The organism is uncultured Methylibium sp. (assembly GCF_902826655.1).
Taxonomy (GTDB): domain Bacteria; phylum Pseudomonadota; class Gammaproteobacteria; order Burkholderiales; family Burkholderiaceae_C; genus Methylibium.
This window is the reverse complement of sequence record NZ_CADEFR010000035.1, coordinates 1-25,574: the sequence shown is the minus strand read 5'-3', so window position 1 is coordinate 25,574 and position 25,574 is coordinate 1. Positions and strand designations below refer to the sequence as shown.

Here is a 25,574-nt window from a genome sequence, read left to right as displayed (position 1 = left end):
GTCAACGACCTCGAGTCCGCCTACTTCGGTACCGCGGCCGTCGCCGCCGAGGCGAGCGACACCTTGCTCGACCACAAGCTCGGCGTCGCGCGTGAATTGCTGATGCGCGACCTGCGCGCTCAACTGAGCGCCGGCCCGGTGATGAACTCGCCGCAGGCGCTGCGCGACTGGCTGCGCCTGCACTGCGCCGGGCTGCAGCACGAGGTTTTCATCGTGCTGTTTCTCGACGCCCAGAACCGGCTGATCAGTGCCGTCGAGATGTTCCGCGGCACGCTGACGCAGACCTCGGTCTACCCACGCGAGATCGTCAAGAGCGCGCTGGAGCGCAACGCCGCCGCGGTGGCGCTGGCGCACAACCACCCGAGCGGCTCGGCCGAGCCGAGCCGTGCCGACGAGTTCCTGACGCAGACCCTCAAGTCGGCGCTCGCGCTGGTCGACGTCCGGGTCCTGGACCACTTCGTCGTGGCCGGCGACCAGTGCGCGTCGTTCGCCGAACGCGGACTGATCTGACCCGCGGCAACCGCCGCCATCGACAACCCCGAGGGGGCGTATCGCCCTCGTGGGCGAGCGCCCCTTCCGAGAAGAGAAGGAGCAACACCATGTTCACCGGCATATCGCCGCAACCGCCTGCCTGCCCGGTCTGCCCGGGCCGGGGCGTGCCACTCGGCCAACTCGGCCGCCTGCGCTGGTACCGCTGCCGCGATTGCGGCATCGACTTCAACCGGCGTGCGAAAGCGCCGCCGAGCCCGTCTCTCCGGCCTGCCGGGAGGGCGTCATGAGCGAACTCGTCCTGGCCCGTCTGCGCGAGCTTGCGGAGCCCCTCGTCGCGCTGTCGACCGCGCACCTTTCACCGGCCACACGCCAACTTCTGCAGGAGGACCAGTTGTCCGTGAATGCCTATCCGACGCTCACCGGTGGCTTCGTCTACGTCGGCGCACCGCGCTATGACACACCGCTGGAAGCCGACCTCGCCCAGCTGTTCGGGCTGGCCGAACGCGCGGGGATCGTCTGGCTCAAGTTCGACGTGCACGGCGCCACGGTCGAAGGCATCGAATGCTTCGAAGACCCAGGGGAAGCGCCATGAGCCGGCACCATCTGCGCACGGTGCGCGGTACAAGCCCATTGCTCGTCGTGATGGGCTACGACCGGCCGCTCAACGAGTTCTTCCTGCAACTCTGGGACGATGCGCCGGGTGCCGAGGCCGAGGAGCCTGCGTACAGCAGCCTGGATGAGCCGGCGGCAGACTGGCGCGACATCGCCACGGTGGTACGTCAACTCGAAGAACTCGACGTCCCGGTGCCGCGCTCGATGATCGATGCCGTCGTCGCCGACGGCGTCCAGCGTGCTGGCAACCGGATCGTCGAGCATGCGCCCGACGGGCGCGCCACGGAGTTGTCGGCCTGACGCGGGTCGGCGTTCGAACCGGGGAAGCTCAGGCCTCCACAGGCCTGGCTTCCCCACTTTCGAAGCTCGCAACGGATGGCGCCGACTTCAAGCGCGCGGCTGCTCAGTGTCGGTGCGCGTGGTGCGCGTCAGGCACGTGCGCATGCCCATGCCGTTGTGGCTCGTGCCGATGCCGATGACTGTGTTCACCCGCCGGCATGGGCTGGTGCATGTGGGTGTGGTGGCCGTCGTCGTGGCGGTGGGCGTGCTCGTGCTCCAGTGCTTCGTGCTCGTGTTCGTGGCCATGCGATTCCACCAGGTGCAGCACGACGCCGGCCAGCATCAACCCGCTGCCGAGCACCATCAGGCCACTGGCGTAGCGGTCGCCCAAGGCAACGGCGAACGCGGCACCGATGAAGGGCGCGAACGCAAAGACCGACCCGGTGCGCGCCGCACCGAACGCCCGTTGCGCCAGCAGGTAGAAGCGCAGGCTGAGGCCGTATCCCGAGGCACCGACGGCGAACAGGGCCAGCGCGGTGCCGGCCGAGGGCACGGGCTCGCCGAACAGCACCGCCAGGGCGACGGTGGCCGACGCACCCAGCACCGCCTTGGCCATCACCACCTGCCCCGGATCGCGCTCCGCCAGCGCCCGCGACAGCGTGTTGTCCACGCCCCATGCCGCGGTGGCCAGCAACACGGCCAGCAGGCCCCACAGCTGCGCGCCCCCGGTGCGTCCCTGGTCGAGCACCAGCACCATGCCGCCGGCCAGCAGCAGACCCATCGCGATCCAGACCCGCCCGTCCATCGTCTCGCGGTACAGGCGCCAGGCCAGCACGGCAGTGAACAAGGCTTCCAGCGTCAGCATCAGCGAGGCGCTGGTGCCGCTGGTGTTCTGCAGCCCCCAGGCCAGCGCAACCGGGCCGACCACGGCACCGAAACCCGCCATCGCCAGCAGCCGGGGCAGATCGGCGCGCTGCAACCGTGCCTCGCGGTCGATGCGCTGGCGCGACAGCAATCCGACCGCGGCCGCGCCTGCGTAGAGCAGTGCGGCCGTGCTGAAGGCTCCGAGCCCGGCGCCGAACTGTTGCACCAGCGGCGTGCTGACGCCGAACAGCGCCGCAGCCAGCAGCGCGAGCAGGCCGCCGCGGAGGGCAGGCAAAGTCTGGACAGACAAAGTCATCTACTTGACGGTGAAGCGAGCATGTTCGCCTATTGCAGCCGGCGTCGCGACTGCGCTCAACCGATTCATCTTCACCGCTTCGATCTCCTTCCACGGCGCGACGGAGGCTGCCAAGCCCGAGTTGAACTCGGTGGACTGACCTCCCGGGCGACACGCACGAGCCGCGCCGCGCCGCGTCATCGAGGCTCCGAGCCCGCCCATCGCAGGTCCGCGACAAGGCGTGTGCCGCGCGCGCGCAGCTTCGCTCCGGCTGGATCGGCGTCCGACCAGTGGTACTCGCGGCCCAAGGGCACCGACGAGCCAGCCAGTTCGACCACGCGAAGTTCCCCCGCCTCCCCGGCGACGGTCAAGCCATGAACTCGCCCGTTCCATTCGAAGGCGAGTTGGTGCTCCCCTGGCGGCAGGCGCAGCCGGATCAGCGAACGCGGCAATGTTCCGACTTGCGCAGCGCCATCCACCGTCACGGTCAGCGGGCGAACCGCATCCGTCCAGGCAGATCGCACCACGTACACCGTGAGCTCGCCGGGAGTCACCCCGAAGCGCTTGGCGTCGGCCTCCGAGGCCGCAGAAGGGACAGGTTCGGGAGTACAGACCGTACGTCGCGTTCGAACCGTCGACATGCAGTAGGTCCGGCCGTCGACGCTGCGGGGCTCGGGCGCACTGGCACAGCCGATCAGCAAGGCGGGCGCTGCTGCAGCGCAGAAGAAGAGGCGTCTCCGAGAGATCATGCGATGCTCCTTGATCGAATCGATATGCGCGGCGCAGCCCGCAGGGGTCGCGATGGCCGTCGTGTTCATGCACGGACTCTTGTCGCGGGAAACCGGCGCTCAGTCATTCGCCAGATCCCAGACCAGTTGGGCGTCGATCAGCAGGCGATAGTTCCACCGCAAGGCCTCCGCGCGCGCCTCACCCGCGGCGCGCAGGGCGTCCAGGGACTGCCGGCGCACGAGCAGCAGCGATTGCAGGTCCACCTCGCCAAGGGTGTAGGCGCGTTGGGTCAGGCGGGCGCTCTCGCGCGCGGCCTCGGCGCCCCGCTCGGCGATGCGCCAGCGCTCGACGCCGCCTACGGCGTCCGAAAAGGTCTCGGCGATCTGGATCTCGATGCCTTGGCGGGTGCGGTCGAGCGCCGCGCGTGCCACCTCCACCTCTTGCAGCGACTGTTGCAGCCGCCGCTCACGCGCCGTGCCGCCGAAGGGGATGCTGACGCTGATGCCGACCACTCGCTCGTTGCGAAAGGCTTCGTTCGAAGTGAACACGCCCACGGTCGGATCCGCCACCTTGTCGGCCCGGGTCCGCGAGGCGGCCAGCTCGGCCCTGCGCAGCTGGGCTTCGGCCACTTTAAGCGGGCCGGCTCCAGAAAGAATGCGCTCGCGCCAGCGGGCCTCGGGCCATGGCGGATCGGTCGGATCAGAGAACGCTCCCGGCGCCAGCGAGGCCTCCGGGAAGCGCAGCTTCAACTTGGCGCGCGCCTTGGCCAGCGCAGAATCGGCCTGGCTGGCCTGGCGCCGCACCTCGGCCAGGTCGGACTGCGCGATGCTGAGGTCCAGCGCCGAGGCGTCGCCGGCACGTTTGCGCTTGTCGACGGCGGCCAGGTTGGACTCGACAAACGACAGTTGTTCCTTCAGCAGCGCTTGGGCGCCATGGGCTGCCTGCAAGTCGAGCCACAGATCCGACAAGGCGCGCGCCACCTCGCGACGCGCGTCGCCCACCCGGGCACGGCCGGTCTCGATATCGGCATCGCCCAGTTGGCGGTCGAGCCCGGCCTTGCCGCCAATGCGGATGCCGCGCTCGACCCCCACCGACCACTCGGTGGTGTTGCCGACACCGCCCACGTTGCGCCGCTGCGTGCTGGCGTTGGCCGTCCACTCATACGGGCCGGCGGCCAGCACGGCGGCGCCGTGGCCGGCGGCAGCCAAGGCGCGCCGCGCCTCGATCACGGCCGGATCCTTGTCGATCCAGGCCACGGCCAGTTCGGTCGAGGGCAAGTCTCTCGGTGTCGCCACGCCTTGTGCGGCAGCCGCCGTGCCGATCAGCAGGGCCACGATCCCCGCCAGTCCCTGTTGCTTCATGCGAACTCCCCTTCGAAGGCCAGCGGCGTGGCCCAGTAACGAACACCGGTGCCGGCAAAGTCGCGTTGCAGCAGGTCGCGCAGCTGCCCGAGTTCCTCGTTGGTCAGCAGCACGTTGATCTGGATCGCTCGGCTGCGGCCCATCACCTGCTCGGTGGCGCTGAGCCGCTGCTGGCCACTGCCGTGGCTGTGGGTCGGCGTGCTGGTGAAGACCTCGCCGCCGGCCTGCGCCAGCAACACGTCGAGCAGCTTCTCCTCCACCGTCGGCGGGCAGATCAGGGTCAGGCAAAAGTCAGCCATGGGCGACCTCCGTGGGCAAGGCAGCTTCGCGCTCGGCCGCGCGCGAACCCGGCCGCGGATGGGCAAAGCGCAGGTAGAGGATGGGCAGCAGGATCAGCGTCAGCGCGGTCGCGGTGATCAGGCCGCCGATCACGACGATGGCCAGCGGCCGCTGGATCTCCGAGCCCGGCCCGGTGGCAAACAGCAGCGGGATCAGGCCGAAAGCCGTGATCGAAGCCGTCATCAGCACCGGTCGCAAGCGCCTTCGCGCGCCCTGCGTCACGCTGATGAGCAGGTCATGCCCCTCCGCGTGCAACTGGTTGAAGTAGCTCACCAGCACCACGCCGTTGAGCACTGCGATGCCCAGCAGCGCGATGAAGCCCACCGAGGCCGGCACCGACAGGTATTCGCCTGTGACCCAAAGCGCCACGATGCCGCCGACCAGCGCGAACGGGATGTTGCTCAACACCAGCAAGGCCTGCCGGACCGAGCCGAAGGTGGAGAACAGGATCAGGAATATGAAGCCGATCGCCAGCGGCACTACCAGTGCCAGGCGCGCCGCAGCACGCTGCTGGTTCTCGAACTGGCCGCCCCAGCTGATGCGGTAGCCGGTCGGCAGCTTCACTTCGGCGCCGACCTTGGCCTTGGCCTCGTCGACGAAGCCCACCAGGTCACGCCCGGTGACGTTGGCGATGACCACGCTGTAGCGGCTGCCCATTTCGCGGTCGATCTTCACCGGGCCGCTTTCTCGGGTGAGCTTGGCCAGGGTCTCCAGTGGCACGTTCTGCCCGTCCGGCGTGGCGATGCGCAGCGCGGCGAAATCGGCCGGTGAGAGCCGGACCATGTCCGGCCCGCGGATCACGATGGGGATGCGCTGGTTGCCGTCGATCACGGTTCCGGCGCGCTGGCCCTCGACCTGCACGCGCAGCGCATCCTGCACGTCTTCGACCGAGAGGCCGTAGCGGCCGGCCGCGAGGCGGTCCACCACCACGCGCAGGTACTGCACGCCGTCGTTCTCGACCGTGTAGACATCCTGGCTGCCCGCCACCGTCTTCATCAACCCCTCGATCTGCGCCGCCAGCTCGTTGAGCTTGGCGAGGTCCGGGCCGAAGATCTTGATCGCAAGGTCGCCGCGCACCCCGATGATCATTTCCGACACGCGCATATCGATCGGCTGCGTGAAGCTGTAGCTGATGCCGGGCATCTGGTCGAGCACCTCGCGGATGCGATCGATCAGCGCGTCCTTGCTCGCCATCTGCCATTCCGCACGGGGCTTCAGCACCAGGAAGGTGTCGGTCTGGTTCAGCCCCATCGGGTCGAGGCCGATCTCGTCGGAACCGGCGCGCGCCACCACGCCGGTGATCTCGGGGATGTTCTTCATCAGCGTCTGGTGAACCATCAGGTCCAGCGCCGCGGTCTCTTCCAGGCTCACCGATGGCAGCTTCTCGATGCCGACGATGATGTCGCCTTCGTCCATTTCGGGCAGGAAGGTCTTGCCGACCTGGGTATAGACGCCGGCCGCGAGCACCAGCAGGGCCCCCGCCGCGACGAAGACCACCGTCTGCCGCTTCAGCGCCCAGGCGAGCACCGGTTCGTACAGGCGCAGCAACTGGCGCGGCAGCCAGGGTTCGTCATGCGACACCTTCTCTAGCAGAAACGAGGCCAGCACCGGGATCACCGTCAGCGACAGCACCAACGAACTCGCCAGCGCGAACACGATGGTCAGCGCCACCGGCACGAAGTACTTGCCCTCCAGGCCCTGCAGCGTCAGCAGTGGCAAGAAGACGGTCACGATGATCAGCACGCCCGCCGCCACCGGCACCGCCACCTCGCGAACTGCGCGCAGCACGATATGCAGCCGCGGCAGCTTGCCGCCGGCGGTCTCGCGGCCCAGGTGCTGCACGATGTTCTCGACCACGACGATGGCCGCGTCCACCAACATGCCGAGCGCGATGGCCAGACCACCCAGGCTCATCAGGTTGGCCGACATGCCATAGCCCCGCATCAGGATGAAGGTGCCCAGCGCCGCCAGCGGCAGCACCACCGCCACGGCCACGGCGGCGCGCAGATTGCCCAGAAAGGCACCCAGCAGCACCAGCACGATCAGGGTCGCCTCGAGCAGAGCCTTCGAGACCGTGCCCACGGCCTTCTCGACGAGCGAGGCGCGGTCGTAGAAGACCTTCAGCGTGACGCCTGCCGGCAGCGTGGGTTGCAGCTCGGTGATCTTTGTTTTCACGCCATTCACCACCTGCTGCGCGTTGGCACCGGCGAGGCCCAGCACGAGGCCCTGCACGGCCTCGGCCTTGCCATCCATGGTGACGACGCCGTAGCGCGTGGTGCTGCCGTCTCGCACCAGCGCCACGTCGCCCAGGCGCACGGCCGTGCCGTTCTTTCGCGCCACCACCACCGCACGCAGATCGTCCTGCGTCTTGATGCTGCCTTCGGTGCGCACCAACAGCACCTCGCCGCCCTCACCGAGGCGGCCGGCGCCATCGTTGCGGTTGTTGGCTTCGACGGCGGTCTTGATCTGCGCCATCGACAGCCCCAGCGCCTGCAGCTTGGCCGGGTCGGGCAACACCTCGAAACTGTGCACCTTGCCGCCCAGGGCGTTGACATCGGCCACGCCGGGCACGGCTCGCAGCGCCGGGCGGATGACCCAGTCGAGCAGGCTGCGCCGCTCCTCCAGCGTGAGCTGGGGTGCCTCGATCGTGAACATGAACATCTCGCCCAAAGGGGTGGTGATCGGCGCGATGCCGCCGGTGATGCCCGAAGGCAGGTCGCCGACGATGTTGTTCAGCCGCTCGGCCACCTGCTGGCGCGCCCAGTACAGGTCGGTGCCGTCCTGGAAGTCGACCGTGACATCGACGAGGCCGTACTTCGTCACCGAGCGCAGGATGCGCTGCTTCGGGATGCCCAGCATCTCGACCTCGATCGGCACCGCGATGCGGCTCTCGATCTCCTCCGGGGTCATGCCCGGCGCCTTCATGATGATCTTCACCTGCGTGCTCGACACGTCGGGGAAGGCGTCGATGGGCAGCGTGCGGAATGCATACCAGCCGAAACCGGCCAGCAGCACGGCAGCCAGCAGAACGAACAGGCGCTGCGTGAGCGCGAATTGCACGAGACGGTTCAGCATGGCCGGGCTCCCGTCGTGGAAAGCGGCGTGTGGAGGGTGTTCATTTGTCACCTCCGCTCTTGCCCTGCCACGCCGCCTTCAGCGCGATGACCGAGGCGGTCGCCACCTCCTGTCCGGGCTTGAGCTCGCCGGTGACCTGCACCGAAGCGCCGGCACTCGATGCCACGCTCACCGGCCGGGCGATGAAGCCCTTGTCGGTGCGCACGAAGACGTAAGCCTGGTCGTCCTGCCGTGCCAGCGCCTGCAGCGGCAGCGCCCAGCCGGCAGCGTTGGCCGCAAACGGCACGCGCGCCTGCACCACCTCGCCGGGGCGCAGCCGGTCGGCGCCGCGCGTGACGCGTGCACGCAGGGTCACGGTCTGGCTGTCGCTGACCATGGCGCCCACGGACAAGGGCATGGCCACCGCATCGCGGCCCACGATCTCGATCGCCGCGGCCTTGTTGTCCTTCAACAGCGTGGCCGGCTGGCGGTCGGCCGGCATGGCGATGTCCAGCCACAAGGTCTGCAGGCTGGCCAGGCGCAGCAGTGCATCGGCCTCCTGCACGCGCTGGCCGGGCTTGATGTCGACGCCCAGCACCACGCCGGCGGCACGGGCCCGAACCACCACGCCGTCCTGCACCGTGCCACCTGCGGCGATGCGTCGGATCGAGCCTGCGTCGATACCCGCCAGCCGAAGCGCCGCCTCGGCCTGGCGCTGGCGCGCGGCATCGTCCTGCGCCGCAGCCTCGGCCTCCTGCACGCGCCGCTCGGGGATGATGCCTTCGGTCAGCAGCGCCTTCTCGCGCTGCAAGGTCTGCTGCGACAACCGGGCCCGGCTGGCGGCTTCGAGCAGCTTGAGCTGCATCTCGCCGAACTGCGGGCTGTTCAGCCGCAGCAGCGGCTGGCCGGCCTTGACGGCCTGCTGCTCGCCGACGAGCAACTGATCCACCACACCGGCTACCGGCGCACTGACCATCTGTTCCTGGCCCGGGGGCAACGTCACCTTGGCGGCATAGGCGATGCCGGCGATGGCGGCGGGTTGTTCGAGTTTGAGCAGCGTGACGCCCAGCGTCTTCATCTGCGCGGCGGAGACGGCGAACTCGGCATTGGGTTCGGCGGCCAGGGCAGACACCAGCACGGCGTTGCTCAGAGCAAGGGACAGGCAGACAGCGGCGCGCAAGGCGCCGCGCGAACAAAGGTGGGCAGACATAGGAACTCCACGGGCAGAAGGCCTCGCCCCGATGGCAGGGCGAGTGCTAGCGCAGCGCCGGCGGCGCTGCGGCGGCTTCAGGCGTGGAGAGGCGGCGCCCTGCCGTGGGGCGGCAGGCTCTTGAAGGCATCAGCTCCCGCTCGGTGCCCGTCTGGTGGCCAGACCCATGCAACGGCATGACCCGGCGACGACTGGTCCGGAACGAACCAGTGCGCCGCAGGAGCAGATTCATCCGAGGGCTGCGCATCGACCATCACGTCGGTCGGACTGCGCAAGGCCGAAATCGAATGCGAGATACCAGGCCCCTCGTCCGGGTCGGCATGCGTGGGGACGCCGACGCTGTCTGCACCGAACAGATCGCTCGGATGTTCTGCGGACGCCACCAAGCCTGCACCGGCCGACCACTCTCCGTCGTGGCGGTGCGCATGCAGCGGCGAAGTGACCAGATCGACAGCCAGCACCGCCACCAGCAGCCAACAAAATACCAGACGCAGCAGCGCCGCGGCGTCGCGGGGACGCTGGTGCTCGGGCGGCTGGGCTGTCGGTGTCATGGCGGACGCGGGTCAGGTGGTGAGCGCGGTCGGCTCAAAGGTACTTGGTGATGAGTTTGAACTCCCCCAGCGCCTGCCGCGACGACGTAGCGGGTGCACCCAGGGCGTGGTCGAGACAATGATCGATGTGGTCATGAATCAGTTGCTTCTTTGCCGCAGCGACAGCACGCTCGACAGCATGCAACTGCTGCGCCACGTCAAGACAGGCACGATCTTCCAACAACATGTCGATCACGTTCTGCAAATGACCATGGGCCCGCTTGAGGCGTTTTGCGACAGCGTCATGCGAAACGTGGAGTCCGGTTTCCGCCATATCGATATCCTATCCTAGTGGAGAGGATACGGCGTGACAGATTCGCGACGGGCAGCCCTTGCCCTGCCATGCATACGACGGCGCCGCCAAGCATTCCCGAACCGTGGCTCAGCGCACCGTGAAGCGCACGGTGATGGCCTTTGCCGCCGGCGTCACCAGCGCCGCGACGACCTTGGCACCCTTGACCAGCTTCACGCCCTTCGCTTCGAGCTTGTCGCCCGCGACCACCAGTTCGGCCTCCGACTTCTCGGCGCCGTTCAGCACGGTGAGCTTGCCCTTCATGCCCGCGGGCGCCATCGGCTTGCCATGGTCCTCGACGTAGATCACGGCGTTGCCGCCATCGGCGACGAGTTCGAACGACAGGTCGCTGGAGGTCGCCACCACGCCACCATGCTTGGCAGGGCCGCCACCGTGGGCGAATGCGGCATTGAAAGACAGGGCCGACAGGCCCAGCACGACCGCGGTCAACAGTTTCTTCATCATCTCTTCGATCTCCTGCGAGGGTGCGGCGCTCTGGAACAGGCGGCGCCGCCGGGCCTGATGTCATCTCAATAGGCTTCCTGGGTGCCGGCGGCGCCCTGCGGCGCCTCGGCTTCAGGCTGGGTCAGGCGCTGCGTCGCCTTCTCGCCGAACAGCCAGAACAGCACCGGCGTGAGCAAGGTGTCGAGCAGCGTCGAGCTGACGAGGCCGCCGAAGATCACCACCGCCACCGGGTGCAGGATCTCCTTGCCCGGCGCGTCGGCGGCGAGAAGCAGCGGCGTCAGCGCAAAGGCCGCCACCAGCGCCGTCATCAGCACCGGCGTCAGCCGCTCCAGCGAGCCGCGCACGATCATGGCCTGGCCGAAGGTTTCGCCTTCGAACTTGCACAGGTTGATGTAGTGGCTGATCTTGAGGATGCCGTTGCGCGTGGCGATGCCGGCCAGCGTGATGAAGCCCACCATCGACGCCACCGACAGGCTCACGCCCGCGATCCACATCGCCACCACCGAGCCGATCAGCGCCAGCGGGATGTTGGCCATGATGATGCCGGCCAGCACCACCGACTGGTAGCGCGAGTACAGCACGAGGAACATCAGCGCCAGTGACACCACCGACAGGCCCGCGATCAACCGGGTGGCCTGCTCCTGGGCCTGGAACTGCCCCTCCAGGCTGACGAAGTTGCCGCTGGGCAGCGGTGTGCCGTTGATGACCCTGCGGATGTCGGCAATCACCCGCCCCATGTCGCCACCATCGGTGTTGGCGTAGACGATGATGCGGCGGCGGCCGTTTTCGCGCCCGATCTGGTTCGGCCCGTCGGTCTCTTCCACGGTCGCGATGGCCGACACCGGGATGCGCCCCGCCGGCGTGTCGATCAGCGTGCGCGCCAAATCCTGCGGCGTGCGCTGGTTGTCGGGCAGGCGCAGCACCAGTTCGTAGCGGCGCGGCCCGTCGACGATCTGCGCGCCATGCGCGCCATCGGTCAGCGCTTGCAGCACGCGGATCGCCTCGCCCGGCGCCAGGCCCACCTGCGCGGCCTTGCGGTGGTCCAGCCGCACGCTGATCTGCGGAATCAGCACCTGCTTTTCGACCGTGAGGTCGACCAGCCCGGGCACGGCCGCCAGCTGGCCACGCATCTGCTCGGCCAGGCCGCGCAGCGTGTCGGTGTCGTCCCCGAAGATCTTCACCGCGATCTGCGCACGCACGCCAGAGAGCAGGTGGTCGAGCCGGTGGCTGATGGGCTGGCCGATGGTCGCCTGCACCGGCAACGACGAGAGCCTCTCGCGGATGTCGGCCATGATGGTCTCGCGGTCACGCTCGCTGCGCTTCAGGTCGACGTCGATCTCGGCCGAGTGCACGCCTTCCGCATGCTCGTCGAGCTCGGCGCGGCCGGTGCGGCGGCCCACCTGAGTGACTTCGGGCACCTCGCGGATCAGCGTCTCCGCGACGGAGCCGACGCGGTTGGCTTCTGCCAGTGAGGTGCCCGGCTGCATCACCAGGCCCAGCACCAGCGAACCCTCGTTGAAGGCAGGCAGGAAGGCACGCGGGAACAAGGGCACCGTGGCCGCGGCGCCGGCCACCGCCAGCACGGCGATCGCGATCAGCATCTTCGCGTGCGGGAACGACCAGGCCAGCAGCTTGCCGTCCTGGCGCTTCAGCCACGACACCAGCGGGCTGTCGCCGTGGTCGAGCCGCTTCATCTTCGGCAGCAGGTAGTAGCAGAGCGCGGGCGTCACCGTCATCGAGACCAGCATGGACGCGAGGATCGACACGATGTAGGCGATGCCCAGCGGCGAGAACAGCCGCCCTTCGATGCCCGGCAGCGCAAACAGCGGCACGAACACCAGCACGACGATGATCGTCGCGTAGAGGATGCCCGAGCGCACCTCGACACTGGCCCGCTCCACCACGTCGAAGACCGGCAGCGGGCTCGGCGCGCTGCGGTTCTGGCGCAGCCGGCGCACGATGTTCTCGACGCCCACCACCGCGTCGTCGACCAGCTCGCCGATGGCGATCGCCAGGCCGCCGAGCGTCATCACGTTGATCGACTGCCCGAGCCACTGGAACACCACCGCGGTGACGGCCAGCGACAGGGGGATCGCGACCAGCGAGATCACCGTCGTGCGCGCCGACAGCAGGAAGGCGAACAGCACGATGGCGACCATGATGGCGCCGTCGCGCAGCGCTTCGGTCACGTTGCCGATCGAGGCCTTGATGAAGTCGGCCTGGCGGAACAGCACGCGCGGCGCGGCAAGCCCCGGCGGCAGGCCCTGCTTCAGTTCGGAGAGCGCCGCCTCGATTTGCGCGGAGAGCTTCACCGTGTCGGCATCGGGCTGCTTCTGCACGCTGACCACCACCGCCGGGAGACCGTTGTAGCCGGCGTCGCCGCGCTTCAGGCCGGCCGCGAACGAGACTGTCGCGACCTGCTCGAGCAGGATGGCACGGCCCTCCTTCCAGGCCACGGCCACCCCACCCAAGTTCGCCGCCTGGTCCTCGGCCCGGTTGCTGCGGCCCAGATGGCGGATCAGGTACTCGCGGCTGTTCAGGTCGATGAAGCCGCCGCCGGCGTTGCCGGCGTAGCCCTTCAAGGCCTGCTCGACCTGGGACAGCGAGACGCCGAACTGCGCCATGCGCGCGGTATCGGGTGCCACGCGCAAGGTGCGCACCTCGCCACCGATGGGAATGACCTGCGACACGCCGGGGATCGACAGCAGGCGTGGGCGCAGCACGAAGTCGGCGTACTCACGGGCTTGCATCGGTGTGGCCACCGGCGACTTGCCGTCGCCGGGAATCAGCGGCAAGGCCACCAGCATCACCTCGCCCATGATCGACGACACCGGTCCCATCACCGGCGTGATGTCGCCCGGCATCTGCTCGCGCACCAGCGCCAGCCGCTCGGCCACCAACTGGCGGTTGCGGTAGATATCGGTGCCCCAGTCGAACTCGGCATAGACCAGCGACAGGCCCACGCCGGAGGTCGAGCGCACGCGCGTCACGCCCGGCATGCCGTTGAGCGCGGTCTCGAGCGGGAAGGTGACGAGCTGCTCGACCTCTTCCGGCGCCATGCCGCCCGCCTCGGTGAGCACGGTGATCAACGGCTTGTTGAGGTCGGGGAAGACATCGACCGGCGTGCGCCAGGCCGTCATCGCGCCGTAGACCATCAACAGCGCCGCCACCGCCAGCACGAACAGGCGGTTGCGCAGGCTGTAGCGAACGATCCAGTTGAACATGATCGTTCCTCGCTCAGCGGATCTGCGCGATCAGCGGCGCGCCCTGGACCACGACGCGGTTGTCCGCGCTCAGCCCTTGCGTCACCACGACCGTGCTCGCGTCCAGCGGCCGGTACTGCACCGGCTGCGGGATGAAGCGCTCGGCGCCCGACTTGATCCAGACGATGGGTTCGTTGGACGGGTTGCGCACCACGGCCTGGGCCGGCAGCACCACGCCCTTGATGCGCTCCTTCGACTGCGCCACGACGGTGACCGGCTGGCCGATCGCCAAAGGCAGGGATTCGCGCTGAGCTGCGCCCGGCTCTGCCGGCGTGACGGCGAAAGTCAGCGGCAGCACGCCGTCGCGCAGCGAGCGCGATACCCCGAGCAGGCGCAGCGTCACCTCGGGCACACCCTGCAGCGATGCACCGGCGACACGCGCAGCCACCGCCGCATCGGCAGTGGTCGCCTCCACCAGCATGCGCGCCGGGTCCACCACCTCGAACAGCACGTCGCGCGGCTCGACGACCTGGCCGACAACGAGATCCGCGCGGGCGATGACGCCGCTGACCGGCGCGGTCAGTGTTTCGCGCGCCACCAGGCTGCCGCCGATGCTGCGCTCGCGCTCGGCCAGGCTCGTCGCTTCGCTGCGCGCGGCCTCGATCTCCTTGCGCGGCACCGTGCCTTCCAGGCCTTCGAGTCGCTGCACGCGCTGCTCGGCCAGTTGCCGCTGCGCACGCAGTTCGGCCAGCTGGGCCTGCTGCGTGCCCACGGCGTAGGGCTCGGCGCTGGGGCGTACGTAGGCCAGCACCTCGCCACGCTTGACGGACTGGCCAGCGACCGGCAGCCCTCTCGGCCCAGGCTCGATGCGCCCGCCGTACACCGCCTGCACACGCCCGCTGGCGTTCGGGTCCATCACCACCCTGCCCGGCATCTCGACCGTGGCGGCCGCGTCGGACTCCGGCGCCAGCACCGTGCGGATGGCCATGCGCCGCTGCGCGAGCTTGGGCACGTTGACGCTGCCGTCGGGCAGCCGCGCCAGACCGGAAGCGTTGACCGCGGCGCCGGGTGCGTCGAGGTGCTCGCCGTTCGGGCCATGCGCGCCCGGGGCTGCATACGCCAGAGACACCAGAAGCATCCAGGCGACGAGCGCCGCGAGAACCAGCAGGCCAAGGCCGCCGCCGAACCACCAGGACTTGTGCTTCATCACAGGCCCCCCTGCGGCTTGCCAGCATCGCGGCGGCGTCGGCGCCACCAGGCGATGCCACCGATCAGAGCCAGGGCTGCGGCACCGGCGCCGATCCAGGCTGCGCGCTCCAGCTCATGGCTGTGTCCGTGGGCATCGTTGCCTGGGGCGTGTCCGTGATCGCTCGTCGCAACGGCGGCCGCAGCGCGACCTCCGGTGTTCACCAGCGTGCCATCGAGCAAGTCGCTGTCCTTGCCTGCCACCAGCGTGAACACGAGGCCGTGCTCGCCGGCAGCGCCCAATGCCTTGAGCATGGCCGCATCGGTGACGACATAGTCGCCTTGCTCGGCGCGGAACACGCCCGCGGCCTTCAGCGATCCGCTCTCGACTTCGAGCTTTGCACCCAGCACGGGCTCGTTGGTTTCGTAGCGGTCGACCACGATGACCAACTCGCCGGCACGCAATTCGGCGACCAGCTCGAAGGCTTCGGACTTGGCTTCGATGCGCGGCAGGGCCGATGCGGCCCGCATCGTCGTCGGGCTGTCCAGATGCTCGCCATTGGGGCCGTGGGCACCCGGCGCTGCGATGACGAACGCGCTCGTCATCAGCAGCATGGCGCAGAACGCCCTGGGTGCCCTGGGCAGTGGGTGCCGCGAGGCAATGCGATCGGTGAGTGAGCTCATGGAAGAAGTCCGAGGGTTTGTTGGAGTCGGGCGCGGGCCAGGCCCAGCGCGCCGGTCTGGCGTGCCACTGCGCTGTCGGCCTGCGCCGCGGCGGCCAGCGCACGCAGCAGGTCGGGCAACGGGGTCTCGCCGGCACGGAAGGACTTGTCGATCAGGCTGGCGCGCTCGCGCAGCAGGCCCGCACGCGCGGTCTCGGCATCGAGTTGGGTCTCGGCCGAGCGCTGCGCCTCCCGGGCGGCGGCGATGTCGCTGTCGATGCGCTCACGCAGGCGTTGCTCGTGGGTTTCTGCGACGTCCAGTTCCGCGAGCGCCGCCGCTTCCAGCGGCCGGTTGCGGTCGTCGGTGCCGAAGGGCAGGCGCAGGCCGACGACCAGGCTGCCTTGCGAGCCCTCGGCCCGGCCGGGGACGTCCTGCCGCACTCCCACGCTCAGCTCGGGCGCATCGCGCCGTGAGTGGCGCATCAGTTCCACCCGCTTGCGCGCCAGTTCACGGGCCTGGCCTGCCAGTTGAAGCTCCGGATGCGGCGACGTGCCTACCGGCGCTGCATCGGCCGGCGTCGCAGCCGACAGGTCCGGCCCGGCGGTCAGCCCGGTGAGCAAGGTCCAGCGGGCTCGCGCCGCCTGCAGGCGCTGGCGTGCGTCGGACTGCAGCGCGGACGCCGACAGCTGCTCGGCGTGAGCGGCCAGGGCGTCCGCACGTGCGAGATCGCCGGCGCGCACGCGACGCTCGACATCGTCGGCCAGTTGCTTCAGCGCCTGAGCCTGGGTGTCGGCTTGAGTGAGCTCGGACTGCGAGGCCGTCAGTTGCCATGCGGCTTCACGCACTTCGCCGGCCAAGCGCAGGCGCGCCGCCTGTTCCGCGGCGAGTGCCTGAGCCACCGCGGCCTCGACGGTACCCGAGCGGGCGGCCCGCTGGCCGGGCAGCCACAGCGGAACGGCGACCCCGATCTCGGTCTCGCGCTTGCCGGCGTTGCTTTGCAGGCGGTCGTCGCGGTGGCCCAGTGCCAGCGACGGTGGCGCAGCCCAGAAGCTGCCCGTGGAGGCACGATCGGCCTCGGCGCGGCGGCGCTGGCCATCACTCTCGCGCGCCGCGACGGCGCGCTGCCATGCGGCGTCCAGGGCCGTGCGAAGGCTGACGGTGCCGGCCGCCGGGCCGGATGCGGAGGGGAGCGCCGCGCTCGGGCCTCGTGGGATGTCGGCAGGCTGGGCCCTGACGAGCCCGCCGGCCAGGCTGCCCGCGATGACGCAGGCAGACAGCCAGAGAGAAGACTTCACAATGATCCTGACGATTCAACGGCCTGGACCGGCGGTGAGCGCGTTCGGTGCGCGCCAGGGGCGGCCGAGAACGTGCGCGGAGTGCCGGTTCAGCGGAAGGCCGGGCGCCCATGAGCGGACGCCCGCCGCGAAGGCGGGTCAGGAGCGGGACCGAGGTGGCCTGAGCAGGCCGTCGAGCGTGGGGTCGGGCACGAGTCTGTCGTGCAGGCCGCCAGGCGCGGCCGACCCCGGGGGTGGGAAGGTGTGTGAGGCCGGGACCATCAGCGCGGCTGCCGCACTCACGTGATCGCTGAGCACGTGCTGCGCCGATTCCTTCGACTCGTCCAGGTGGTACGAGCCATCCTCGTGGTGGTGATGGCCCTCCTCCTGCCAGTGCAGCGCGGCGTGCCCCAGGTCGGCCAGGGCATTTGCCGTCGAGCCGGCGCGGGCGAGCGCCACCGATTGCCAGAGCATGGCAAACAGCATCACGAAGAGGACGGTGGATCGGCGCATCAGCCCGTGAGTGTATCGAAGCAAGCGACACCCGGCCGTTGCGCTGGGACATTGGCGTGCATGGCGTCCAGATCGATGACTGCATCCGCCATGGCCGTCAGCTCGGGGGTCTGCGACACGAAGAACTCGCGTTCGTACCCACCGAGCTTCAGAACCTCGCGTTTCATCGCCATGAACATGCGCTTGCGGTCGGCATCCAGTGCGCCATCGGCCTCGTCGCAGAACAGGGTCATGCAACGCCGGCCCGACTGCTGCGCGAGGTACAGCGCCACCGCGCGTGTCAGGCATTCGTTGATCCACACCCGTTCGCCGCCGCTCATCAGCACAACGCTCTTGGTATCGCCCGACTCGCTGTCATTCACTTCGATGTCGAAGCCTTCGCGTGCCTCGCCCTTCGCCGTTTCGACCTGGGTGCGGATGGCCACCGTGAAGCGCGCGCCGTAGCAGGCCAGCAGCAGATCGTTGGCCAGGCCCGACAGCGCGGGGCCTGCATCCTCGATGGCCAGCGCGATCAGGCCATCGTGGCTCATGCAGCGCGCAAACAGCAACCAGTCGGCCAGGCGGTTCTGCACGCGGTCGATGTGCGCGCTGAGCGCAGATCGCCGTGCCTCGTGGCGCGAACGCTCGGCTTCGGTGGCCTGGCGTTTGTGTACGTCCGCGAGCGCGGCGGAGTGGGCGCGCTCCGCTCCGTCGAGGCTGCGCTCGGCCGATGTGACGTGCGCCGCCGCTTCCACCAGCCGTTGCACGTCGAATCGTGGCGGCAGCGACGCCAGCATTTGTTCGATGGCGACGGTTTCGGCGCGATGCGCCTCGCGCCGAGCTTGCCTCTGCTGCGCGGATGCTTGCAGTCCGCCAGCGATGGCCTGCCGCTCGGTCCGCTCATCGTCCGATTCGCGGATCGACTCGACCAACTGCAAGGCCTTCACTTCCTCCAGCAGTGCCGCGTGGTCCTCCTGGGCGCGCACCAGCTCGGCTTTGCGCCCGGCCAGCGCGCTCAGGGCGGTCTCCCTGCTCGCGGCGGCGGCGACACGCCGCTCGGCGTCTCGGAGCGCATCCGCGGCGCCCTGCCACTGCGCCGCCTGCCGCTCGAGCGGCTCGATATCGCGCAGGACCTGCGCGCGTTCTTGCGCAAGACGTTCGATCTCGCCGCGCGCCGATGGCATCAAGGCGGCGGCCTCGCGGGCGTCACCCAGCAGCTGGCAGCGGCCTTGCAGCGGCAGACCACTGCAAGGCACCGACCCGACAAGGCCGAACCGACGCGTGAGTTCCTGCGCCCGCAACGCAGCCTTTCCCGCTGCCTGCTCGATCGCGCCGAGCCGTTGCCTTGCGTGGCTGCACGCATCGCGCGCCCGTGTCCCCTGCTCGACCCCGACTCGCGCCTGCGCCAAGCGCGCTTGCCATGAGGCTAAGACTCGCCGGGCGAGTGGCAGTCGCCGCTCCGCGCGGGCGACATCGGACGCGTCGGCCACAAGTGCGGCACAGCGACGCAGCCGGACCTCTGCTGCCTCGCGCCGCGTCTTGGCGCTTGCGATGCGCTGAGCGACCCGCCGATTCAGCCGTTCGGTCCGCTCGCGCAGATCGTCCTGCAGTCGTTGCCACTCGGCTTCGGATCGCTGCAGGGTCGCCGCGGCAAGGCGCAGGCGGTCTTCGAGCCGCGCACGTTGCTCACCGATGGCAGACGACTGTGATTGCTCGGCCAGCAGGCGAGCGTGGGCCAGCCGGGCCGCATCGCATCCGATCCGTGCCGCGTCGCGGGCCTTCACCGCCACGGCCACCGCCTGATCGGCGCCGTGTAATCTGGTGAGGTCGGCTTTCAACCTCGCCTCGTCGACGGCCAGTTCGGACTGCCGCATCCGCAGCGCGCTCAAGCCCGCCTTCAGTCCGCGAACGACCTCCTGCGCCCGGCTGCCGAGTTGCCCGATCTCGTCCAGGCCGAGCAGGTCGGCGAGCAGCCCTTTGATCTCGGCGTTGCGGTACTGGCTCAGGTGGCGCCGTCCCTGCGCGGCGAACGCCGAAGTGAAGAAGGTCTCGGCGCTGCCGCAGATCGACTCCACGCAGCGCGTGTAGCTGTCGCAGCGGCCGTCCGACACGGTGCCGTCGGCGATCACGGCGGGCCGCCACGCGCCGTCATCCCAGGCGAACAGATAGGCCTCGGTCCGGCGCCGCCCGCCGGACCGGATCACCAGCTGCGAGCGGTAGCGCCGTCCGTCCATCTCCCACACCAGAGTCTTCTCGCTCTCCGGCAGCACGACATGCTCGTAGTACGAGAAGCCGCCGGGTGCGCCCGTGGACGCCCGCGACGGCATCAGCAGATAGGGGTGCAGGTTGTCCATCACGGTGGTCTTGCCGCGCCCATTGGCGCCCGCGATAGCCACGAGCGCGGCGCCGGGCGCCAGGCTCTCGAAGTCCAGTTCCAGCACGTCCTGCCCCATGCCGTCGCGGATGCCGCGAAAGCCCTTGAGCATCAGCGAATGGACTCTCATGCGTGTGCTCCTGTTGAAACCTCGAGACAGTCTCCCGCCAGTTCCACTTCCTTCAAGCCACTCGCCGCGTCGATGCCGGGGCGTTGTGCGTCGCCGCCTGCCACCGCCTCGGGTTCAGCTAACGCGGCGTCCACGATTAGTTGGGTTTCGTGCGCCGCGAGCTCATCGAGACACGACCACACCGGCTCGGGTCGCGCCCCGACCACGCCGGCCCAGGCCGCCACCTTGTCCCGCATCGCGCCGGCCTGGCCGATGCCGCCGGAACGCACTCGCACCACCGGCAAGATGCGCCCTTCGAACTGCACGCCCGCGGCGCCGGCCAGCAGTTCGCGCATCGCGGCACGGTCGACGTCGTTGCGCTCTTCTTCGGGCACGCTCCAGCGCAGGCGCACCCAAGCCCCCTCGACCGGCTGTGCCGCGAGCGCGGCGCGCAGCGCGGCGAGGTCGGGCTTGCCGTCGAAGCAGATATCGAGCGTGCGCCGCGCCGGCGTCGCTTCCAGGCGGCATGCAGCGGAGTCGGGGCCGACCTGCCAAAGCAGGAAGCCCTTGTCGCCAGCCTCGCCGTGGTGGAATCGGCCGATCGACCCTGCGTAGGCGATGCAGCGGCGGCCAATGCCATCGTCGCGTTCCCAGCACTGGTGGCGGTGAATGTGCCCCAGCAGCACCGCCTGCGCGCCCGCATCGAACAGGCTGCCGGTCGTGAACTCATGGTCGAAGCCGGCCATCGGCACGCCGTGCTCGGTGATGCAGCCGCACACCGTGCCGTGAGACACGAGCAAGGTCGGCACACCAAGCTGGCGTGCCATCGCGTGGCTCGGTGCGAGCCCACGCAGCAGTGTCGCGACATGTTCGCCGGTTGCGTCGGCGGCGTCGGCGGCTCCGAGCGCGGCGGCGACCGCCGCGCGGTTGACCGAGGGCAGGCATGTGAAGAGCGCCGCCAGCCCATTCGGCAGCACGTCGAAGCCCCATCCCGGTGACACGACCCAGTCGCCCGCGGTGGTCAGACCCACCTGCCCGATTCGATCAGCCACGTACACGGCATGGCGCCCGCCCAGTTCGCGGAACACGGACAAGGTGCCCGGCGGCTCGTGCGACCAGGTTCCCTGGAGCATCAGCACGGGGCAGTGATCCGCCAGCCGTCGAACACGCGACACGAGCGCCACCGCTGACGGTGAGTGCAGATCGAGCGCGTGATCGGTGCTGTCGCCGGAGATCACCGCCACGTTGACGCCGACCTCCACCGCGCGCTCGATCGCCGCGCCAAAGCACCGGTCGGCCTCGGCCAGGTTTCGCGGCCCGTAGTGCAGGTCGGAGAAGTGCGCCACCCGCAGCGCCGAGCGCGTGGTCATGACGTCTCCCGCAGCGCCGCGGCGACCTTGTCGGTGTAGCCCGGCGCGTCGTTGCGGTGGCGATCCAGTTCGTCCCAGGCCCGGCGCCGGCCCTGCGGGTTGAGTTTCCAGCCCGGCCCCCAGCGCCGCACCGCGTAGGCCTCGAAGTCGGCGGCGGAGACACCGAGCCTGCCGGCCAGGGCCAAGACCTTGTCCAGCGTCGGCTCGCCGCGCGACGGAGTCACTTCGGCGTCCGCGACCTCGGTGGCCGCCATGGCGGGCGTGGTGGATTCGCCTTCGAGCACGCCGCAGGCTGCATGGGCCTGCACGACCACGGCTTCGTCGTCCTCGCGGTCGCGCAGCAGCGCGCTCACGTCCACCGGGGCTTCGAGGTCGATGATCCACTGCGGTACCCGCACCGCCCGGCCCTGCTCGTCGATGTGGCTGACCTCCATCAGGCGCTTGGACAGGAAGAAGGGCGTGCGCTGCCGATCGAGAAATCCCGAGATGCGCCCGCCGCGCAGGAAGGCCACGGTCTCGAACTTCTGGATCGCCGCGTTCATCGCGTAGAAGCTGGTGGTGTGCAGTTCGAACGCGCTCAGCGAGCGGATGCCCGGCACGAAGAACAGGAAGCGGCCCGTCAGGTTGCATTCGCGCTGCTGATACTCGCGGCAAGCCTCGGGTTCGCAGACGCCGCCATTGGCCTCGCGCATCACCGTCTTGCGCCCGCCGAACAGGCGCACGGCGCGCCGCCCCTGTGCGTCCACAGGCACCGGCGCGTGGCACATGCAGTGCCGCACGCGGCCATCGGGCGCGTACTCCGACCAGTAGCGCTTGTCGTGCGTTCCCCAGGCCGCCAGTTCGTGCGGCATCACGGTCTGCCAGTGGTCGGACGGGAACACCACCGGGAAGCGGTACAGGTGCAGCCCCTCGCCGCGGTCCTCGCCGTAGGCCTCGATCAGCTCGCCCGCCAGCGCCGGGTTGCCGAAGTCCTGCGCGCGCACGGTGAACCAGGGCACGTTGCGCGGCACCAGCGGGTTCTTCAATTGAGGCAATGCTTCGGCGAGCGCCTGTTCGATGCGGTCGAACGAGTGGCCGTCGCGCAGGCCGCGCTCGTAGATCTCGCAGGCGCGCGGTTCGCCCGCGGCGCGCTTGGTCAGCACCTTGATGCCGGCGCGGATCTTCCCGGCGGTGGGGATGCGTGCGGGCGCCTGTCCGAGCAAGGTGGTCGGGGTCGAGGCGCCGCCGTGCAAGGTGACGGTGGGCAGTGCGGATGCGGCGGTCATGGCGGCGCTCCTTGGCGAGGCGTGCACCGGGACATCCCGGCGAGTTCATGCTCTCGCCGGAATCCGCCGCTTCAAGTGCGCTTGTCGAGGCGCGCCGCCCTCACATGCGCCGCAGTGCAGCCGGCGGCAGCACCGGCATCGGCTCGTCGGTGGACCACACCCAGCCACCGCCCGCTGCGCGCAGCGTGGCGGCCTTGGCCTCACGCTCGCGTGGGGTCATGAAGGGGCTGAGGACATGCAGCGGCAACGGCACGGCACCCGTGTCCAGCAGCAGAGCGTTGGCAAACGCGGCTGCGCAGCGCGCGTCGTAACGCAGCGGCTTGACGAAGTACCGCTCCGCATCGACGAGCGCCTGCAACAGCGGCAGTTCATGCACGCCCTCGACCGGGATCCACTGGTCGCTGGCGAGCAGCAGGGTCGCGGTGTCGATCTCGTAGGTGTGTTCGCGCCGCGCGCGGATCAAGGCCGTGATCACCGCGCGCACACGCTGGCCGTGGTCGGCATCGCGGGCCTCGAGCACTGCGGCATAGGTCCTCGCGATCCGTTCCCAGGTTTTCGCCGACGCCAGCAGCGGCGCGTCGGGCATGTGCTTCAGCCAGATTCGGTAGCCGCCCGGACAGGCCTCGGCTGCCTTGAACTCGGCCAGCGCCACCGCCAGCGGCGCCACGCCATCGTGGGGCCGCAGCACCCCCAGGCGTTCGCGCCGGCGCTGCGCTGCTTCCGCATGTGTCGCTTCGTTGAACTGCTCGGGTACGTACAGACGCTCGGCAAGGACGACGCCCTTCGCCCTCACCTGCTCGGCGGCGCGCTGCAGGTACTTGTGCAGCACCCCCTGCGATCGTTTGCCAGCCATCGCCGGTGACCAGCGGTTGAAGCCCGCTCGCTCGAACAGGAAGTGCGTCAACGCGCGCAGGCTCATGCGCCGCCGCGGCGCCTCGATCTCGCCCGGCTCTTCTTCCGTCCGCCCGCCCGGCGCGTGGCCGCCGGCCTGACGGCTCCACGCGAAGTCGACCCGCAGTTCCACCGCCCCCTCGGACTCCAGTACCGCGTCGCCCACCAACTCGCCCAGACCCGATTGCTGCGGTGAAGGCTCGAACGACACGCAGGAAGGATGGTGCTGGCTGCCGGTGTCGGGCATGCGCTTGGCGAGGTAGCGGCGGTGAAAGGCGACGTACATCTCGACGCCGCCGGGCACGCACAGACAGCGCGGGCGCTCCGGTGTTTCGTAGACAGCCGACAGCGCATCCTGAATCGCGGGGTCGTCGGGCTCCAGGATGCGGCCGCGGATCGACAATCGCTGGGTGTCCATGGGCCCGATCGTTCAGGGCCCTGCTCCCATGGCACCAGCCCGAAACACCACGCGATTGGCGGGCAATCGCCATCAACCGTCGCGGTGCGGCGCTGAGCCGTGAGAAAGGGAACGTATCCGTGTTCGACCGGCTGAAAGCATGGGCAAAGAGGATCAAGCGCGACGGCGTGACGCTGTGGTTCGCGTCCCGGCATCCCGCGGTGCCCTGGCTCGCGAAGGCGCTCGCCGTCTTCGTCGTCGCCTACGCGCTCAGTCCCATCGACCTGATTCCGGACTTCGTTCCCGTGCTGGGCTACCTTGATGACGTGGTCCTGCTGCCCGCCTTGATCTGGGCAGCCATCCGGCTGATCCCGGCTCCGGTACTCGGCGAATGCCGCGAGCAGGCGGACCACTGGATGAGCCAGCAGGGCAGAAAGCCGACCAGTCGGGTTGGCGCACTCCTCATCGTCGCGATCTGGATCGGCGCGAGCCTTGCCCTGTGGCAATGGCTCATCAAGCCCTGGCTGGGGTCTTGATTCGCACGTGCGGACTCCCCGGCGAAGCCGAGACGTCGCGCCGTCACCTTCACGCGACCGCCGGTTCTTCGCGCACCCCCCTGTTCTGCCGCTCACGCCGCCTGCGCATCAGCAGATACGCCGCCGGAATCACGAACATCGACAGCAGCGGCGCGGTGATCATGCCGCCCACCATCGGCGCGGCGATGCGCTGCATCACCTCGGATCCGGTACCGGTGCCCCACATGATCGGGAACAGGCCGGCCAGGATCACGGCCACGGTCATTGCCTTCGGCCGCACCCGCAGCACCGCGCCCTCGCGGATCGCATCGAGCAGGTCGGCCTCGCCGGTCTTGCCTGCGGCCACACGTGCGTCCCAGGCCTGCTTCAGGTAGAGCAGCATGATCACGCCGAACTCGGCCGACACGCCGGCCAGCGCAATGAAACCCACCGCGCCTGCCACCGACAGGTTGTAGCCCAGCAGGTACAGCAGCCAGATGCCGCCCACCAGCGCGAACGGCAAAGTCGCCATGATCAGCACGGCTTCGCCGAAGCGCCTGAAGGTCAGGTACAGCAGCACGAAGATGATCAGCAGCGTGAACGGCACGACGACCTTGAGCTTGGCCGTGGCACGCTCCAGGAACTCGAACTGCCCGGACCAGGACACTGAGTAACCGGGCGGCAGTTTGACTTTCTCGCCGACCACGCGCTGCATGTCCTGCACCGCGCCGCGCAGGTCGCGGCCGCGGATGTCGACATAGACCCAGCCCGACAGCCGCGCGTTTTCGCTGCGCAACATCGGCGGGCCGTCGGTGATGCGGATGTCGGCCACGTCCGACAGCACCAAGCGGGCCCCTCGCTCGCTGACGATGGGCAGCTTGCGCAGCTTGTCCAGCGAGTCGCGCGTCTCCCTCGGGTAGCGCATGTTGATCGGGAAGCGCTGCAGGCCTTCGACCGTCTCGCCGATGTTGTCGCCGCCCACCGCCGAGGTGATGATCGACTGCACGTCGGCGATGTTCATGCCGAAGCGAGCCGCCGCGTCGCGGTTGATCGTCACGTCCACGTAGCGCCCGCCGGTCAGCCGCTCGGCCAGTGCACTGCTCACGCCCGGGACGTCCTTCAGCGCCTTCTCGATCTCGCCGGTGATGCGGTCGATGGTCATGAGGTCGGCGCCGGCCACCTTCACGCCGACGGGGCTCTTGATGCCGGTGGCCAGCATGTCGATGCGGTTGCGGATCGGCGGCACCCAGATGT

The 25,574-nt window shown here is 69.3% G+C and carries 22 protein-coding genes and 1 pseudogene; 4 read left to right on the top strand and 19 right to left on the bottom strand.

The features are described from left to right. Positions 1–93: 93 nt before the first annotated feature. The 3 genes and pseudogenes from radC to QZV97_RS14010 all read left to right on the top strand — a co-directional run. Positions 94–510: pseudogene (gene radC / locus QZV97_RS14020) on the top strand (DNA repair protein RadC); the annotation flags it as partial. A 265-nt stretch (positions 511–775) separates the two neighbouring features. Next, positions 776–1,084, top strand: a complete 309-nt coding sequence (locus QZV97_RS14015) for a hypothetical protein (protein ID WP_295643210.1) — start codon at positions 776–778, stop codon at positions 1,082–1,084. Positions 1,085–1,131: 47 nt separating this feature from the next. Then, a complete protein-coding gene (locus QZV97_RS14010) occupies positions 1,132–1,404 on the top strand; it encodes a hypothetical protein (protein WP_295643207.1) in 273 nt (90 codons plus the stop codon). A 103-nt stretch (positions 1,405–1,507) separates the two neighbouring features. Here the strand turns inward: QZV97_RS14010 and QZV97_RS14005 are convergent, their stop codons facing one another. The 18 genes from QZV97_RS14005 to QZV97_RS13920 all read right to left on the bottom strand — a co-directional run bounded on the left by QZV97_RS14005 (position 1,508) and on the right by QZV97_RS13920 (position 23,811). After that, the gene (locus QZV97_RS14005; RefSeq protein WP_295643204.1) at positions 1,508–2,563 is read right to left on the bottom strand and encodes a DMT family transporter; all 1,056 of its coding nucleotides are present in this window, start codon (positions 2,561–2,563) and stop codon (positions 1,508–1,510) included. Between the two features lie 176 nt (positions 2,564–2,739). Beyond that, positions 2,740–3,360 carry a hypothetical protein gene (locus tag QZV97_RS14000; RefSeq protein WP_295643201.1) on the bottom strand — a complete coding sequence of 207 codons (621 nt, stop codon included), beginning with the start codon at positions 3,358–3,360 and terminating at the stop codon, positions 2,740–2,742. 30 nt (positions 3,361–3,390) lie between these two features. Next, complete coding sequence (locus tag QZV97_RS13995; RefSeq protein ID WP_295643198.1) at positions 3,391–4,632, bottom strand: TolC family protein; 1,242 nt, start codon at positions 4,630–4,632, stop codon at positions 3,391–3,393. After that, on the bottom strand, positions 4,629–4,931 hold the full coding sequence (locus tag QZV97_RS13990) for a DUF3240 family protein (protein ID WP_295643195.1): 303 nt from the start codon (positions 4,929–4,931) through the stop codon (positions 4,629–4,631). The genes QZV97_RS13995 and QZV97_RS13990 overlap by 4 nt, the downstream gene beginning before the upstream one ends. Then, positions 4,924–8,046 (bottom strand): CusA/CzcA family heavy metal efflux RND transporter, encoded by a 3,123-nt coding sequence (locus tag QZV97_RS13985; protein ID WP_295643192.1) that lies wholly within the window; start codon positions 8,044–8,046, stop codon positions 4,924–4,926. Before QZV97_RS13985 ends, QZV97_RS13990 begins: the two co-directional genes overlap by 8 nt. 40 nt (positions 8,047–8,086) lie before the next feature. Continuing rightward, positions 8,087–9,163: an efflux RND transporter periplasmic adaptor subunit gene (locus QZV97_RS13980; protein WP_295643189.1), complete on the bottom strand. Its 1,077-nt coding sequence runs from the start codon at positions 9,161–9,163 to the stop codon at positions 8,087–8,089. 149 nt (positions 9,164–9,312) lie between these two features. Further along, complete coding sequence (locus QZV97_RS13975) at positions 9,313–9,786, bottom strand: hypothetical protein (RefSeq protein WP_295643186.1); 474 nt, start codon at positions 9,784–9,786, stop codon at positions 9,313–9,315. Positions 9,787–9,820: 34 nt separating this feature from the next. Next, positions 9,821–10,099 carry a metal-sensing transcriptional repressor gene (locus tag QZV97_RS13970; protein ID WP_295643182.1) on the bottom strand — a complete coding sequence of 93 codons (279 nt, stop codon included), beginning with the start codon at positions 10,097–10,099 and terminating at the stop codon, positions 9,821–9,823. A gap of 108 nt (positions 10,100–10,207) precedes the next feature. Continuing rightward, entirely contained in the window at positions 10,208–10,582 is a 375-nt protein-coding gene (locus QZV97_RS13965) for a hypothetical protein (protein WP_295643179.1), read from the bottom strand. Positions 10,583–10,647: 65 nt separating this feature from the next. Continuing rightward, positions 10,648–13,806, bottom strand: a complete 3,159-nt coding sequence (locus tag QZV97_RS13960) for an efflux RND transporter permease subunit (RefSeq protein WP_295643176.1) — start codon at positions 13,804–13,806, stop codon at positions 10,648–10,650. 13 nt (positions 13,807–13,819) lie between these two features. Beyond that, positions 13,820–14,923, bottom strand: a complete 1,104-nt coding sequence (locus QZV97_RS13955) for an HlyD family efflux transporter periplasmic adaptor subunit (protein ID WP_295643246.1) — start codon at positions 14,921–14,923, stop codon at positions 13,820–13,822. 68 nt (positions 14,924–14,991) lie between these two features. Beyond that, the gene (locus QZV97_RS13950) at positions 14,992–15,654 is read right to left on the bottom strand and encodes a hypothetical protein (protein ID WP_295643174.1); all 663 of its coding nucleotides are present in this window, start codon (positions 15,652–15,654) and stop codon (positions 14,992–14,994) included. Further along, positions 15,651–16,928, bottom strand: coding sequence for a TolC family protein (locus tag QZV97_RS13945; RefSeq protein ID WP_295643171.1), 1,278 nt, complete (start codon positions 16,926–16,928; stop codon positions 15,651–15,653). The genes QZV97_RS13950 and QZV97_RS13945 overlap by 4 nt, the downstream gene beginning before the upstream one ends. 138 nt (positions 16,929–17,066) lie before the next feature. After that, complete coding sequence (locus tag QZV97_RS13940) at positions 17,067–17,420, bottom strand: hypothetical protein (RefSeq protein ID WP_295643168.1); 354 nt, start codon at positions 17,418–17,420, stop codon at positions 17,067–17,069. Next, a complete protein-coding gene (locus QZV97_RS13935) occupies positions 17,420–19,903 on the bottom strand; it encodes a DNA repair protein (RefSeq protein ID WP_295643166.1) in 2,484 nt (827 codons plus the stop codon). The genes QZV97_RS13940 and QZV97_RS13935 overlap by 1 nt, the downstream gene beginning before the upstream one ends. Further along, positions 19,900–21,252: a metallophosphatase family protein gene (locus tag QZV97_RS13930; RefSeq protein WP_295643163.1), complete on the bottom strand. Its 1,353-nt coding sequence runs from the start codon at positions 21,250–21,252 to the stop codon at positions 19,900–19,902. The genes QZV97_RS13935 and QZV97_RS13930 overlap by 4 nt, the downstream gene beginning before the upstream one ends. After that, a complete protein-coding gene (locus QZV97_RS13925; protein ID WP_295643160.1) occupies positions 21,249–22,517 on the bottom strand; it encodes a hypothetical protein in 1,269 nt (422 codons plus the stop codon). Before QZV97_RS13925 ends, QZV97_RS13930 begins: the two co-directional genes overlap by 4 nt. A 100-nt stretch (positions 22,518–22,617) precedes the next feature. Continuing rightward, positions 22,618–23,811 carry a DUF1173 family protein gene (locus QZV97_RS13920; RefSeq protein WP_295643157.1) on the bottom strand — a complete coding sequence of 398 codons (1,194 nt, stop codon included), beginning with the start codon at positions 23,809–23,811 and terminating at the stop codon, positions 22,618–22,620. A gap of 134 nt (positions 23,812–23,945) precedes the next feature. Between QZV97_RS13920 and QZV97_RS13915 the strand changes: the two genes are divergently transcribed. Continuing rightward, the gene (locus QZV97_RS13915) at positions 23,946–24,341 is read left to right on the top strand and encodes a YkvA family protein (protein WP_295643154.1); all 396 of its coding nucleotides are present in this window, start codon (positions 23,946–23,948) and stop codon (positions 24,339–24,341) included. A gap of 49 nt (positions 24,342–24,390) precedes the next feature. Here the strand turns inward: QZV97_RS13915 and QZV97_RS13910 are convergent. Beyond that, the coding region (locus tag QZV97_RS13910; RefSeq protein ID WP_295643151.1) for an efflux RND transporter permease subunit at positions 24,391–25,574 on the bottom strand (1,184 nt) is incomplete at its 5' end.